Raw genomic sequence first — 14,113 nt, 5'->3', positions numbered from 1 at the left:
TCTCCCCTTCTTCTAGCTCATTTAAACCATATTGCTTTACCCTTTTTTTCACTTCCTCTGCTGATAATCCAGATGAAAAGTCGGTTTCTAGAGCCTTTTCAACTTGTTTTATCTCCATCTCATGGAACTTCATCCGACCATCTCACTTCCCCCTTAGCTCTAATTCTAATGACAAGCCTGTAAATCTCTGCATTAAAAAATAGTTGCAGTCAATGCATTTGCACCCACAAGCAAGAACTCTATAGACAGCTTATTCAGGGTCGTCCAAAAAAATGCTATGATAAAAGACAGATTCTCAATTGAAAGGTTATACTTATATAGAAAACTATTGTTAATAGAAAAGGATGTTCACCATGTCATTTGATGGTTTATTTACAAACGCGATTAGTCATGAACTTTCCCGTGCCCTAAAAGGCGGGCGGATTAATAAAGTTCATCAGCCTTATAAAAATGAAATTATTTTAACGATTCGCGCTGGAGGGGTTAATCACAGACTGCTTTTATCTGCCCATCCGAGCTATGCCAGGGCACAGCTTACCACCGAAACCCACGAAAACCCTAGTGAGCCGCCAATGTTTTGTATGCTGCTAAGGAAGCATATTGAGGGTCATATTTTAGAGGATTTATACCAAGTTGAAACCGACCGAATGATTATTTTTGAAATCAAAGGCCGGAATGAAATTGGCGATATCAGTTATAAGCAATTAATTATCGAAATTATGGGCAGGCACAGTAATATCATCTTAGTTGATAAAACCCGGAATATTATTTTGGACAGTATCAAACACGTGTCGTTTGCTGTTAACAGTCACAGGGCCATCCTGCCTGGGCAGCCGTTTCTGTTCCCGCCGGAGCAAAACAAGCAAAATCCATTTCTGGCAAATGAAGAGGATGTTGTAAGGGGCATCGATTTTAATGCAGGACGGCTTGACCGCCAACTCGTGGAGCAGTTCGCTGGCATTTCGCCGCTGTTTGCGAAAGAGGTCATTTTTCAAAGCGGACTTGCCAATCGGACGACTGTGCCCAAAACATTTTTAAGCCTAATTAAAAAAATTCAATCAGGGGCAATTTCACCGTCTATCATCGCTGCTCCAGAAAAGGAAGCCTTTTATTTGTTTCCGCTTGAGCACCTGAAAGGTGAGGTGAAGGGTTTTTCCAGCCTTAGCGAAACGTTGGAGCGTTATTATTTTGGCAAGGCGGAACGGGACAGGGTCAAACAGCAAGGGAATGATATTGAGAAGCTTATTACGAATGAAAAAGAAAAAAATGAAAAGAAAATAGATAAACTGGAAGCAACCCTAAAGGAAGCGGAAAAAGCCGATGAATATCAGCGTTACGGGGAATTGTTAACAGCCAATCTTTATGCCGCCAAAAAGGGAATGAAAGAAATCGAGGTTCTTGATTATTATGATGAAAACGGCGGAACGATTGTCATTCCACTTGACCCTCGGAAATCTCCTTCTGATAATGCGCAAAAATATTTTTCCAAGTATCAGAAAGCGAAAAACGCGGTTTCTATTGTCATCGAACAGATTGAAAAGGCGCGCGTTGAAGCAGCTTATTTTGACAGCCTTCTGCAGCAGGTCCAGTCTGCTTCCCCAAGAGATTTGCAGGAGATTCGCGATGAGCTTGTGGAGGGCGGATATATTCGCGACCGTAAAAAACGGAACGGCAAAAAAGTGCAAAACGCCAAGCCGGTTCTTGATTTCTATCAGTCCTCAGATGGAACTGAAATTATCGTTGGAAAAAATAATAAACAAAATGACTATCTGACTAATAAGCTTGCGGCAAGGGATGAAATTTGGCTGCATACAAAGGACATTCCCGGTTCGCATGTCGTTATTCGCAGTAAGGAGCCCTCTGATGGGACCATTCACGAAGCCGCAATGCTGGCAGCCTATTTTAGCAAGGCGAAAAATTCCAGTTCAGTTCCGGTTGATTTTACAAAAGTGCGACACGTCAAAAAGCCTAGCGGTGCTAAGCCCGGATTTGTCATTTATGACCATCAGCAGACGGTTTACGTGACGCCGGATGAAGAAATGGTACTGAAATTAAAGAAATAGAGCTATTAATGTGTTAAGCCCCGGGGCGGCCCGGGGCTTTTTTATGATTGATTAACGAAACAGCTTATTGATAATGGTTATCGACACTTTTCTGTGATATATCGACACAAATTTAAATTATATCGACAATTTTTCAGGTTATATCTACAAATTACAGTAATATATCGACAATTCTTCAAATTCTATATATATTACTCGAACCGCTTGCTCCACTCGCCAGGGTCCTTGCTCCATGCAAGCAGACTTTCTTGATCATCCTGGCTGATATAACCTTTTTCAATGGCCGTCTCAACTAGTGAAGGAAAATCAGTCAAGGAGTAACTTGTAATTCCTTCCGCAGCAAATGCTTCTTTACCTTTTTCAAGACCGTATGTAAAAATGGATACGACCCCAAGTACTTCACAGCCTGCTTCTCTAAGAGCCTCTACAGCTGTGATGACACTACCGCCGGTGGAGATTAAATCTTCAACCACAACCACTTTTTGTCCCTGCTCGACTTTTCCTTCAATTTGATTCCCTTTGCCATGGCCCTTTGCTTTAGAGCGGACATAGCACATCGGCAAATCCATCAGCTCGCTGACCCAGGCAGCGTGAGGAATACCGGCAGTTGCTGTTCCCGCCACCACTTCAGTACCAGGAAAATTCTCGGCGATTAGTTTTTGCAGCCCATTGGCAATAGCCCTGCGGACGGCAGGATAGGATAAGGTGAGCCGGTTGTCACAATAAATGGGGGAACGAAGCCCTGAAGTCCAAGTAAATGGATTTTGCGGGCTTAATCCCACCGCGTTAATGTCTAGTAATTTTTCAGCAATAGTGTGTTTCATTGATGTACTCCCTTCCATGCTTCCATCCAGTGTTCATAGCTTTTAAGAGGATCAGCCGACCTTGTGATCGAACGCCCGACAACAATCGCACTGACACCTGCTTGTCTCGCAAATTCTGGTGTTGCTACCCGTTTTTGATCCCCAACAGAATCCGAAGAAAGCCGGATTCCCGGACATACGGTCAAAAAGTCAGCGCCAACCTTTTCACGGATGGACGCTGCTTCCCATGCTGAACAAACGACTCCGTCGAGTCCTGCTTCCTTTGTCAGGGAAGCATAGTGCAGTACCGATTCCTCAAGCGAAACCCCAATCAGCTGCTCTCTCCTCATTTGCTCCTCCGATGTACTTGTCAGCTGGGTAACGGCAATGCAGTACGGCCTTTTCTTTCCGGAAACAGAACCAGCCTCCAGTCCTTCTAACGCCGCTGCCATCATTTCTTTTCCGCCTGCAGCATGTACATTGACAAGGTCACAGTTCATGCGGGCAAGCCCCTTCATCGCACTATAAACAGTATTTGGTATATCATGAAGCTTCAAATCTAAGAAAATGCGGTGACCTGATTCCTTTAAACGGTGAATAATCGAAGGCCCTTCTTGGTAAAAAAGCTCCATTCCCACTTTAACAAAAAGCTCTTTGCCGGCAAATGGTTGTAAAAATTGATCTACTTCAGCCGCATTAGCAAAATCAAGCGCGATGATAAGCGAGTTGTTCATCCTATTTCCAGCTCCTTCCCGTACATTCACTAATATGTTCAAATCCTAGTTGATTTAGAAGCACCGGCAGCTGTTCGATAATCTCGGGGCAGACAAACGGGTTCACAAAATTTGCTGTACCTACAGCGACGGCACTTGCTCCTGCATAGAAAAATTCAATGACATCCTCTGCAGATTCGATGCCGCCCATTCCGATAATCGGTATATTTACCACTTGGCTTACTTCATAGACCATTCGAATCGCAACAGGTTTTACAGCAGGGCCAGAAAGGCCGCCAGTTCGGTTCGCCAAAATTGGCTTTCCTGTTTTTAAATTCAGCCGCATCCCTACAAGCGTGTTAATCATTGTAATGCCATCAGCACCGCCATCTTCCACTGCCTTAGCCATCTCGACAATATTGGTGACGTTTGGAGATAGCTTTACATAAACCGGAACTTCGGAAACTTCCTTTACTCTTCGTGTTAATTGCTTAGCCACTTCTGGGATGGTTCCAAAGGCAATTCCACCCGTTTTAACGTTAGGGCAGGATATATTTAATTCCAGTGCATGGACGTTTGGCGCTTTTGAGATTTCCTGTGCAACCTTTACATAATCCTCTTCAAGCGACCCAGCCACATTGGCAATAATCGGTACATCATATTGGGACAGCCATGGCAGCTCTTCGGAAACAACCTTTTCTAATCCAGGGTTTTGCAGCCCGATTGCATTTAGCATCCCTGCTGAAGTTTCGGCGACCCTTGGAGTCGGGTTTCCAAACCGGGGCTCTGCCGTTGTTGCTTTGATCATGATTGCACCAAGATTGCTTAAATCGAAAAATTGGCTGTACTCGCGGCCAAACCCGAAGCAGCCTGAGGCCGGCATGATTGGATTTTTCAAGCTAAGTCCTGGCAATTCAACATGTAATCGGCTCATATTATCACCTCTCCGGCACGGAATACAGGTCCGTCACTGCATACTTTTTTATAGGAAGCTCCCGTCGGGTCATCCACCTTTTTGCATACACAGGCAAAGCAAGCCCCAACGCCGCAGCCCATCCGTTCCTCTAACGATAAGAACATTTTTTTATGAGAGTACTGCTGTTCAAGTGCTCTTAACATCGGGGTCGGCCCACAAGAATATACACAATCAAACTGTAAATCCTTTATGACATCCGTTACAAACCCTTTAATACCATAAGAACCATCCGCAGTAGCCACATACGTTTCGCCCAGTTCCGAAAATTCCTGTTCGTAGAAAACGGCTGATTCAGCTTGGAAGCCCAGGACATTGATGACTTTTACGCCTTTTGCTGTCAACTGTTTCGCAAGCTCATAAAGGGGAGGGACACCAATTCCTCCACCCACGAGCAAAGCAGTCTCACCAATATTGGCTTCATTAATAGGGAAGCCATTGCCAAGAGGTCCGAGGATATCGAGTTCCATCCCCGGCGCCATAGAGGCCAATAGCGAAGTTCCTTTTCCATCTTTTCTATAGATCATCGTAAACTGCTCTTCCGTTACATCATACGAGGAAATACTGATTGGTCTTCGCAAAAGCGGATCCAACCCATTTCCTACCCGAATATGAACAAATTGTCCAGGCTCGGTGATGTCATGAACCATCTCAGCCTTTACGGTAAGCTCATAAATATTTTCAGCAATTAACTTTTGGCTGATGATTTTACAAATTTCCTTCCGTATCATGCAAAAACAGCCTCCCTGCTTGGTACACTCATCGCTTCAGCGGAAAAGTTCATGGACTCCACCACTTTTAAGATAGCATCAGCAGTATCTAATGAGGTCAAGCATGGAACTCCATTTTCAACAGCATCACGGCGGATTCTAAAACCGTCACGCTCAGGCTGCTTCCCTTTTGTCAATGTATTAACGATTAACTGCGCTTCACCATTTTGGATAATATCCAATAACGTCCTGCCTTCTGCACCAATTTTGCCGACTACCTCAACCGGAAAACCGGCAGATTTTATTATAGCTGCTGTTCCGCTTGTGGCCACCAGACGATAGCCAATGCTGGCAAACCGTTTCGCAAGCTTAAGCGCTTCTTGTTTATCCTTATCGGCGACTGTAAACAAGACCGTCCCAAACGGCTGAATATTCATTCCTGATGCAACTAATCCCTTGTAAAGAGCCTTCTCAAGAGTGATATCCTTGCCCATAACTTCGCCAGTTGATTTCATTTCTGGTCCAAGCGTGATATCAACATCTTTTAATTTGGCAAAAGAGAATACCGGAACTTTCACATATACACCTGATTGTTCGGGCACCAGTCCGGACTGATAGCCCTGCTCAACGATTGAGACCCCAAGAATAGCTTTTGTTGCAATCTTGGCCATCGGAACATGGGTGATTTTACTTAAGAACGGTACCGTCCGGCTGGAACGTGGATTCACTTCCAGCACGTAAACCTGACCGCCCGATAACACATATTGAATGTTTAGGAGACCAACAATGTTCAAGCCCCTTGCTAATCTTTCTGTATATTCAACAAGTGTCTTCTTAACATCCTCAGATAATGTTTGCGGCGGATATACAGCGATAGAGTCACCGGAGTGCACCCCTGCCCGCTCAATATGCTCCATAATACCTGGAATCAAGACATTTTGACCATCGCAAATGGCATCTACTTCAATTTCTTTACCGGTTAGATAACGGTCAATTAAGACTGGATGATCTGGATTGATTTTGACGGCATTCTCCATATAATGGAGCAGTTCTTCCTTGCGATACACAATTTCCATCGCCCTGCCGCCAAGCACATAGGAAGGACGGACCAGGACCGGATAGCCGATTTCCTCAGCAATTATGACTGCTTCCGCGACTGAAAGAGCGGTCTTTCCAAGCGGCTGCGGAATGTTCAACAATTCAAGCGCCTGCTCAAATTTATCCCTGTTCTCCGCACGGTCTAAGTCCTCTAAGCTTGTGCCTAAAATGTTAACACCATTTTCCTCAAGCTCCGCAGCAAGGTTAATCGCTGTCTGCCCTCCAAATTGAACGACTACTCCCATCGGTTGTTCCAAATCAATGATGCTCATTACATCTTCAATTGTCAGCGGTTCAAAGTACAGCTTGTCAGAGATACTGAAATCCGTCGAGACTGTTTCCGGATTGTTGTTAATGATAATTGCCTCATAGCCTGCTTCCTTAATGGCTTTTACAGAATGGACAGTCGCATAGTCAAACTCAATCCCCTGGCCAATCCGAATTGGGCCTGATCCGAGCACGATGACACTTTTTCTATCTGACACAAGAGATTCGTTTTCTTCTTCGTAAGTTCCATAGAAATATGGAGTTTCTGACTCAAACTCCGCAGCGCATGTATCTACCATTTTATAAACTGGGATGAGGCCTAAGTCTTTCCGAAGCTTGTAAATCTCACCTTCTGTTTTATCCCAAAGCTCAGCAATTTTCTTATCGGTAAAGCCTTTTTGCTTTGCTTCTTTAAGAAGTTCGATATCAAGCTGGTTGTCAGCCAATTTTGCCTCAAGCTTGATAATGCCCTCCATTTTCTTCAAGAAAAATAAGTCAATCTTGCTCCACTCATGAATCGTATCAATCGTAATGCCGCGTTTTAACGCTTCAGCAATGTAAAAGAGGCGCTCATCACCGGCTTTTCTGATTCGTTTTTCAATTAGGTCGTTATCAATTTCAGCGGCACCGTTAAGTTGGAAATGATATACACCCGCTTCGAGGGAACGAATTGCTTTTAACAAAGATTCTTCAAATGTACGGCCAATTGCCATGACCTCACCAGTTGCCTTCATTTGTGTACCAAGCGAACGGTTTCCAGACTCAAACTTGTCAAATGGCCATCTAGGGATTTTCGTTACAACATAATCAAGGGCCGGCTCGAAGCTAGCGTATGTTTTTCCGGTAACAGGGTTCAGCATTTCATCAAGTGTCAATCCAACTGCGATTTTTGCTGCAAGCTTGGCAATCGGATATCCTGTTGCCTTCGATGCTAAGGCCGAAGAACGGCTTACCCTTGGATTTACTTCAATGACGTAATAGTTAAAGCTGTATGGATCTAGGGCAAGCTGAACATTACAGCCTCCTTCAATACCCAGCGCACGGATAATTTTTAAAGACACATTTCTTAATAATTGGTATTCTCTATCACTTAATGTCTGACTAGGCGCAACAACAATGGAATCACCCGTATGAACACCAACCGGGTCGATGTTTTCCATATTGCAGACGACGATGGCATTATCGTTGGCATCGCGCATCACTTCATATTCAATTTCTTTGTAACCAGCGATGCTTTTTTCCAATAAACATTGGTGAACAGGGCTGTTCTTAAGACCGCTTGTTACGATTTCCTCAAGCTCGGCGTCATTATGGCAAATGCCGCCGCCAGTTCCACCCAGCGTAAAGGCCGGACGGACAATGACCGGAAAACCTACCCTTTCCACAAAAACTTTGGCTTCGTTAAGTCCATGGATAATTTCGCTGTCAGGTACCGGTTGATTCAGTTCATTCATAAGAGCACGGAACAATTCACGGTCTTCTGCTTGATTAATGGCAGTAAGCTTCGTTCCCAGAATCTCAACGCCACACTCTTCAAGAACGCCTGAATTTGCCAGTTCAACAGTCAAATTCAACCCAGTCTGACCGCCTAATGTTCCTAAAACGGCGTCTGGACGCTCCTTACGGATAATTCTCGAGACAAAATCCAGTGTCAGAGGCTCAATATAAACGGCATCGGCAATTTCTGCGTCTGTCATAATGGTAGCAGGATTAGAGTTGACGAGGATCACCCGGTATCCTTCCTCCTTAAGGGCCAGACAAGCTTGAGTACCTGCGTAATCAAATTCTGCCGCTTGACCGATGACGATTGGCCCTGAGCCAATCACTAGTATGGAGTTGATATCTGTACGTTTAGGCATTTGCTGCTACCTCCTGTTTTTCAGCTTCAATCATCGCAAGAAACTGTTCAAATAATCCGTTTGCATCTTCTGGACCAGGTGAGGCCTCTGGGTGGTACTGCACGGTAAAGGCTGGGAAATCCAAATGCTTAAGGCCCTCGACGGTTCCATCATTTAAAGCGATATGGGTTACTTCTAATCTTGTATTTTTAACTGATTTTTCATCGACTGTATAACCATGATTCTGAGAAGTAATCGAAACTTTTCCAGTTGCCAAGTCCTTAACTGGATGATTGGCACCACGATGTCCGAACTTCATTTTAATGGTATCAGCACCACATGCCAGGGCAAATAATTGATGACCAAGGCAGATTCCGAAAAGAGGCACTTTTCCCAAGATGTCCTTAATCATTTGGATTCCTTCCGGAACATCCTTTGGATCCCCAGGTCCGTTGGAGAGCATAACGCCATCAGGACGCAATTTTAAGATTTCATCTGCTGTGGTATGGTACGGAACGACAACTACATCACAGCCGCGTTCATTTAACTCACGTAAAATCCCATGCTTCATGCCAAAATCGACAAGCACAATTCTTTTGCCGCGGCCAGGGCTTGGATATGGATTTCTTGTGGATACTCTTCTTACTTGGTCAATAGGAAGACGCGTCTGCCGCAGATTTCTTAACACTTCTGCTGCATCGTTTTCAATGCTGCAAATCGCACCCTTTAACGTTCCGTGCTGGCGGATAATTCTTGCCAGTTTACGAGTGTCAATCCCGGCAATTCCAGGGATTTTTTTCATTTTAAAATATTCATCAACAGTAAACTCACTTCTCCAGTTAGACGGAAAGTCGCTGACTTCTTTAACAATAAAGCCTTTTACGGCAGGAGTAATCGATTCAAAATCATCGCGGTTAATTCCGTAGTTCCCGATTAACGGGTATGTGAGCATAACGATTTGTCCGCAATAGGATGGGTCGGATAGAATCTCCTGATAGCCTGTCATTCCTGTATTAAAAACAACTTCACCAATTGTATCTACATGGCTTCCAAAGCCATCACCGATAAAAACAGTTCCATCTTCTAATATTAGCTGAGCCTTCATGCTGTAACACGTCCTTTTTCCCAAACTATTTGGCCTGAAGCAATTGTCAATACCGGCCACCCTTTGCACTTCCAGCCGGCAAATGGGGTGTTTTTCCCTTTTGATAAAAACTCATCAGGATTGATTTCTTTTTCTTCGTTTAAGTCTAATAACACGATATCCGCTGCCGCACCCTCTTCAATTCTTCCAAAAGGAAGTTCAAAGCAATCGGCAGGCTTTGTCGTCATATAAGCAATTAGCTGGTCAAGTGTGATGATGTTTTTCAAGACGAAATGGGTATAAAGAAGTGGAAAGGCAGTTTCCAGACCGACAATCCCAAATGGCGCCAGCTGCATTCCTTCAGCTTTTTCTTCGGCAGTATGCGGTGCATGGTCAGTAGCGATAAAATCAATCGTACCATCCAGCAGCCCTTCGATTAACGCCTTTTTATCGTCTTCACCCCGAAGCGGAGGGTTCATCTTAAAGTTAGCATCCAGTCCTGGAATATCATTTTCTGATAATAGAAGATGGTGCGGAGTTACTTCCGCGGTAACTTTAATGCCAGCCCGCTTTGCGTCTCGTACGGTCCTCACCGATTCCTTTGTGCTGATATGGCAGACGTGATAATGGCAGCCAGAAGCTTCAGCAAGCAGGACATCCCTGGAAATTTGAACAGATTCACAAATAGAAGGGATCCCGTTTAACCCGTGCTGCTTGGAGAAGGTACCTTCATGGACACAGCCTTTATGAATCAACGTATTTTCCTCACAATGGGCTACGATTGCCATATTTACTTCTTTTGCTTTCTGCATTGCCTGAAGCATCATATCTGCAGATTGAACACCTACACCGTCATCAGTAAAGGCAAATGCTCCAGCCTCTTTCAGCGCCGCAAAATCAGTTAATTCATGACCAAGCTGTCTTGTTGTAATGGAGGCATATGGCAAAACGCGTACGCTTGCTGTTTCCTTAATCCTGTCCATCACCCAATCCATCTGCTCCTTGGTGTCAGGCACCGGTCTCGTATTTGGCATCGCTGCTACTGTCGTAAAACCGCCTCTGGCTGCTGCCATCGTACCAGTTGCGATAGTTTCCTTTTTCTCGCCGCCAGGTTCCCTTAGGTGGACGTGAAGATCAACAAACCCTGGTGATACAAGCAATCCTTGTGCATCTACAGTTCTTTCAGCCGATTCCGTTAAACTAGGTGCCAGTTTGCTAATAATCCCATTTTCTATTAAAATATCAGATTGTTTCATTTCTCCATTAGATGCTATATATTTTGCGTTCTGAATAAGCAGTTTCATATTGATTTCCTCCTCCTAAGCTTTCAAGTGACCGCTTCAGGGCAGCCATTCTTACATAAACTCCATTTTGCATTTGTTTAAAAATTCTTGACCGTTCACATTCAACTAAGCTGTCTGCAATTTCAACGTTTCGATTTACCGGGGCCGGATGCATGATAATACTGTGCGGCTGCATTTGCTTTTCCCTCTCTAGGGTTAAGCCATATTTTTTATGGTACTCAGAGGCAGTAAAGCTTCCCATTTTCTGATGGCGTTCATGCTGCACACGCAGAAGCATGACAACATCAGCTTCTTTGATAGCCACATCAATTGGCTTAAAACGGGATGTACTTAAACTGTGATAATCAAACCATTCTTCCGGCCCTGAAAAAATGACCTCCGCCCCCAGCCTGGTCAAGGCATCTGCGTTGGAACGCGCTACCCGGCTATGACTGATGTCCCCAATTATTGCAATCTTCAAGCCTGAAAAACTGCCAAACTCCTGCTTTATCGTTAACAAATCAAGAAGGGATTGTGTCGGGTGGTGTCCGCAGCCATCGCCTCCATTTAAAATCGGAATATTGATATTTTCAACCAATTCATCAAAATAGCGATCCTGGCTGTGACGGATGACAACAGTATCAACACCGATTGATTCCAGTGTTTTTACAGTATCATATAATGTCTCACCTTTTTGAACGCTAGAGGTTTGGACTTCAAAAGGAATGACGCTTAATCCTAACCTTTTTTGAGCCATTTCAAAGCTGCTTTTCGTTCGAGTACTAGCTTCAAAAAAGAGGTTTGCTGTATACATTTGTTTTTCCGGTTTCCAAAACAGTCCTTGTGAAAACCTTTCAGCATCCTCAAGGATTTGATAAATCTCCTCAACTTTTAACTCGTTTGTTGTTAATAGGTGCTGTACCATCCTTTTTCCCCACCTTCTCTAATTGCTAAAAAAACACCCTGACTAAGTGGTCAGGGTGCCAAAAATTCAACTTAAGATATGGACACAACTGCAGCCCATATCCAAGTTAAGCAACACACCCTTCCAAGTCTCTCAGTACTTAATTTAAAAGGCATTTTTTTATGCTGTTTTTTTGTTAGTTGTATCTTCTGTTTCAAACATATTTCCACTGACTTTCGGCTTTCCAGGAAGGATCAGGTTTAATAACACTCCAGAAATTGCCGCCAGGGCCATACCTTGGATTTCGATATTAAATGGCAACTTGACAATCGCGCCACCGATACCGATGACAAGGATTACCGATGAAATCACGAGATTGCGTTTGTCTCCAAAATCAATTTTACTGTCAACCAGCATTCTTAATCCTGAGGAAGCGATAATTCCGAACAGGAGAATGGAAACTCCCCCCATTACAGGCGTTGGTATGGTTTGGATTAAAGCTGTTATTTTTCCAATAAAGCCGAAGATGATGGCTAGAACCGCGGCACCCGCTAGTACATATACACTGTAGACTCTTGTAATGGCCAAGACTCCAATATTTTCACCATAGGTGGTTTTGGGAGGTCCGCCGACTAGCGCCGAAATGATTGTGGCTGTTCCATCACCAAGGATTGAACGGTGTAAGCCCGGCTCTTTTATGTAATCACGGCCGACAACCTTGCTAAGAACAAGCTGGTGTCCAATATGCTCAGATAGTGTAACAATGGCAACAGGCACCATTAACCAGAAAATATTCCAAGTGAACTTGACATCATAGCTGACAAACGGAATTAAGAAGTCAGGAGCGGCAAACCACTTTGCCTCTAGTACTGGTTTGAAATCAACAATTCCTACAATCACGGCATATACATAGCCGACAATAATCCCGGCCAAGATAGGGATAATGCTGAGCATTTTTTTTGCGTATATTGAGAAAATAATGGTCGCTGCCAGCGTCACAAGCGCCACTGAGAAGTGAAGCATGCTATACTTTCCAGCTGGGTTGTTCATAGCCATTCCAACCGCAGTTCCGGAAATGGCGAGGCCAATTACAATAATGACCGGTCCAACAACAATTGGGGGGAGTAAGTTCATAATCCAGCGATGCCCCGCTCTGCTGATAATTAAAGCGACAATTCCATAAACAAGGCCAGCTAAAAATGTTCCGACCATCGCCGCTGCAGGTCCGCCAGAGGCTTTTGCAGCAATTACCGGTGCAATATAAGCGAAAGATGAACCAAGATAGGCAGGAACCTGAAATTTTGTAATCAATAGGAATGCCAACGTTCCGAGTCCGCTGGATATTAGTGCTATCGCTGGGTCTAAACCAACCAGGTATGGTACTAGGATTGTTGCCCCGAACATCGCAAATAAATGCTGCAAGCTTAAGGTCAGCCATTGGGCCGGTTTTGGTCTATCTTTAACATCTAGGATTGGTTTATTACTCATTTTCTGTTCTCTCCTAATTTCTATATTGTTTTCATTATTTTCTTCAATTGTTCAAATAAAAAACCCTCTTTGCCATGTAGTTGACAAAGAGGGGTGAAAGGCGCACCGGAAAATGGTCCAGATGTGCGCTTTTCCCTTTGTCAGCCTCACGGGACTGAAATTAAAAGGGTTGCTATTTATTTGTCATATATACTTACTTGATCAACTTTATCTACTTCCAGCAGTTCAACAACAATTTTTTCATTGCTTGAAGTAGGGATATTTTTCCCAACATAGTCTGCTCTGATTGGCAGTTCCCTGTGACCGCGGTCGACCAGTACCGCAAGCTGGATGGAAGCAGGACGTCCAAGGTCCATAAGGGCATCAAGTCCAGCCCTAACTGTTCTTCCTGTATAAAGAACATCATCCACAAGGACTACCTTTTTGTCACTTATGTCAAACGGTATATCTGACCCTTTTACAAGTGGTTCCTGACTTTCCGTTTTCTTTGTTAGATCATCCCGATAAAGAGTGATATCTAATTCACCGACTTGAATCGGACTTCCCTCAATTTGGGCTATTTTCAAAGCGAGTCGTTTTGCTATATAAATTCCTCTAGTCCGAATTCCTACAAGTACGCAACCTTCGATTCCTTTGTTTTTTTCGATGATTTGATGGGCAATCCTTGTTAACGCCCGCCCGATTGCCTGTTCATCCAGAACAAGTGCTTTTTGGCTCATGGTCTCACCTTCTTATTATACTAAAATAAAAAACCTCTCGCCTGTGGTGGCGAGAGGGAGACAGTTCTTCCTTAGGGAAATAACATCTTAACCGTTCCTTCTCGGCCTCACGGGACCGACTTAAAGGCTTATTAAACTATAGTAAGCATACTTTAATTTATTTATCCTGT

General features: G+C 44.0%; 11 protein-coding genes and 1 pseudogene. 1 reads left to right on the top strand and 11 read right to left on the bottom strand.

Annotated elements, in window-relative coordinates; translation table 11 throughout:
• A partial coding sequence (locus tag KHB02_RS30100) for a cation-transporting P-type ATPase (protein ID WP_420848121.1) occupies positions 1-133 on the bottom strand: 133 nt, incomplete at its 3' end.
• Between the two features lie 220 nt (positions 134-353).
• Between KHB02_RS30100 and KHB02_RS25725 the strand changes: the two genes are divergently transcribed.
• Positions 354-2,063 (top strand): Rqc2 family fibronectin-binding protein, encoded by a 1,710-nt coding sequence (locus tag KHB02_RS25725; protein WP_213140812.1) that lies wholly within the window; start codon positions 354-356, stop codon positions 2,061-2,063.
• A gap of 191 nt (positions 2,064-2,254) precedes the next feature.
• Here KHB02_RS25725 and pyrE read toward each other — a convergent pair whose 3' ends face one another.
• The 10 genes and pseudogenes from pyrE to pyrR form a co-directional block, all read right to left on the bottom strand.
• Positions 2,255-2,887: an orotate phosphoribosyltransferase gene (pyrE, locus tag KHB02_RS25720; protein ID WP_213140813.1), complete on the bottom strand. Its 633-nt coding sequence runs from the start codon at positions 2,885-2,887 to the stop codon at positions 2,255-2,257.
• Complete coding sequence (gene pyrF, locus KHB02_RS25715) at positions 2,884-3,600, bottom strand: orotidine-5'-phosphate decarboxylase (RefSeq protein WP_213140814.1); 717 nt, start codon at positions 3,598-3,600, stop codon at positions 2,884-2,886. Before pyrF ends, pyrE begins: the two co-directional genes overlap by 4 nt.
• A 1-nt stretch (position 3,601) precedes the next feature.
• A complete protein-coding gene (locus tag KHB02_RS25710; protein ID WP_213140815.1) occupies positions 3,602-4,513 on the bottom strand; it encodes a dihydroorotate dehydrogenase in 912 nt (303 codons plus the stop codon).
• Positions 4,510-5,283, bottom strand: a complete 774-nt coding sequence (locus tag KHB02_RS25705) for a dihydroorotate dehydrogenase electron transfer subunit (RefSeq protein ID WP_213140816.1) — start codon at positions 5,281-5,283, stop codon at positions 4,510-4,512. Before KHB02_RS25705 ends, KHB02_RS25710 begins: the two co-directional genes overlap by 4 nt.
• Positions 5,280-8,486, bottom strand: a complete 3,207-nt coding sequence (gene carB, locus KHB02_RS25700) for a carbamoyl-phosphate synthase large subunit (protein WP_213140817.1) — start codon at positions 8,484-8,486, stop codon at positions 5,280-5,282. The genes KHB02_RS25705 and carB overlap by 4 nt, the downstream gene beginning before the upstream one ends.
• Positions 8,453-9,570 (bottom strand): annotated as a pseudogene (locus tag KHB02_RS25695) (carbamoyl phosphate synthase small subunit). Before KHB02_RS25695 ends, carB begins: the two are co-directional and overlap by 34 nt.
• Positions 9,567-10,853 (bottom strand): dihydroorotase, encoded by a 1,287-nt coding sequence (locus KHB02_RS25690; RefSeq protein ID WP_213140819.1) that lies wholly within the window; start codon positions 10,851-10,853, stop codon positions 9,567-9,569. Before KHB02_RS25690 ends, KHB02_RS25695 begins: the two are co-directional and overlap by 4 nt.
• On the bottom strand, positions 10,813-11,757 hold the full coding sequence (locus tag KHB02_RS25685) for an aspartate carbamoyltransferase catalytic subunit (RefSeq protein ID WP_213140820.1): 945 nt from the start codon (positions 11,755-11,757) through the stop codon (positions 10,813-10,815). Before KHB02_RS25685 ends, KHB02_RS25690 begins: the two co-directional genes overlap by 41 nt.
• 159 nt (positions 11,758-11,916) lie before the next feature.
• Positions 11,917-13,224, bottom strand: coding sequence for a solute carrier family 23 protein (locus KHB02_RS25680; protein WP_213140821.1), 1,308 nt, complete (start codon positions 13,222-13,224; stop codon positions 11,917-11,919).
• A 176-nt stretch (positions 13,225-13,400) separates the two neighbouring features.
• Entirely contained in the window at positions 13,401-13,943 is a 543-nt protein-coding gene (pyrR, locus tag KHB02_RS25675) for a bifunctional pyr operon transcriptional regulator/uracil phosphoribosyltransferase PyrR (protein ID WP_213140822.1), read from the bottom strand.
• Between the last annotated feature and the right edge of the window lie 170 nt (positions 13,944-14,113).

Source organism: Neobacillus citreus, from assembly GCF_018343545.2.
GTDB lineage: Bacteria > Bacillota > Bacilli > Bacillales > Cytobacillaceae > Neobacillus > Neobacillus citreus.
This window is presented reverse-complemented; position numbering and strand designations above follow the sequence as displayed.

Bases quoted from the DNA above. Each gene is read 5' to 3' on its own strand.
- KHB02_RS25685 (WP_213140820.1), bottom strand. From the start codon at position 11,757: ATGGTACAGCACCTATTAACAACAAACGAGTTAAAAGTTGAGGAGATT.
- KHB02_RS25725 (WP_213140812.1), top strand. From the start codon at position 354: ATGTCATTTGATGGTTTATTTACAAACGCGATTAGTCATGAACTTTCC.
- carB (WP_213140817.1), bottom strand. From the start codon at position 8,486: ATGCCTAAACGTACAGATATCAACTCCATACTAGTGATTGGCTCAGGG.
- pyrR (WP_213140822.1), bottom strand. From the start codon at position 13,943: ATGAGCCAAAAAGCACTTGTTCTGGATGAACAGGCAATCGGGCGGGCG.
- KHB02_RS25680 (WP_213140821.1), bottom strand. From the start codon at position 13,224: ATGAGTAATAAACCAATCCTAGATGTTAAAGATAGACCAAAACCGGCC.
- KHB02_RS25705 (WP_213140816.1), bottom strand. From the start codon at position 5,283: ATGATACGGAAGGAAATTTGTAAAATCATCAGCCAAAAGTTAATTGCT.
- KHB02_RS25710 (WP_213140815.1), bottom strand. From the start codon at position 4,513: ATGAGCCGATTACATGTTGAATTGCCAGGACTTAGCTTGAAAAATCCA.
- KHB02_RS25690 (WP_213140819.1), bottom strand. From the start codon at position 10,853: ATGAAACTGCTTATTCAGAACGCAAAATATATAGCATCTAATGGAGAA.
- pyrF (WP_213140814.1), bottom strand. From the start codon at position 3,600: ATGAACAACTCGCTTATCATCGCGCTTGATTTTGCTAATGCGGCTGAA.
- pyrE (WP_213140813.1), bottom strand. From the start codon at position 2,887: ATGAAACACACTATTGCTGAAAAATTACTAGACATTAACGCGGTGGGA.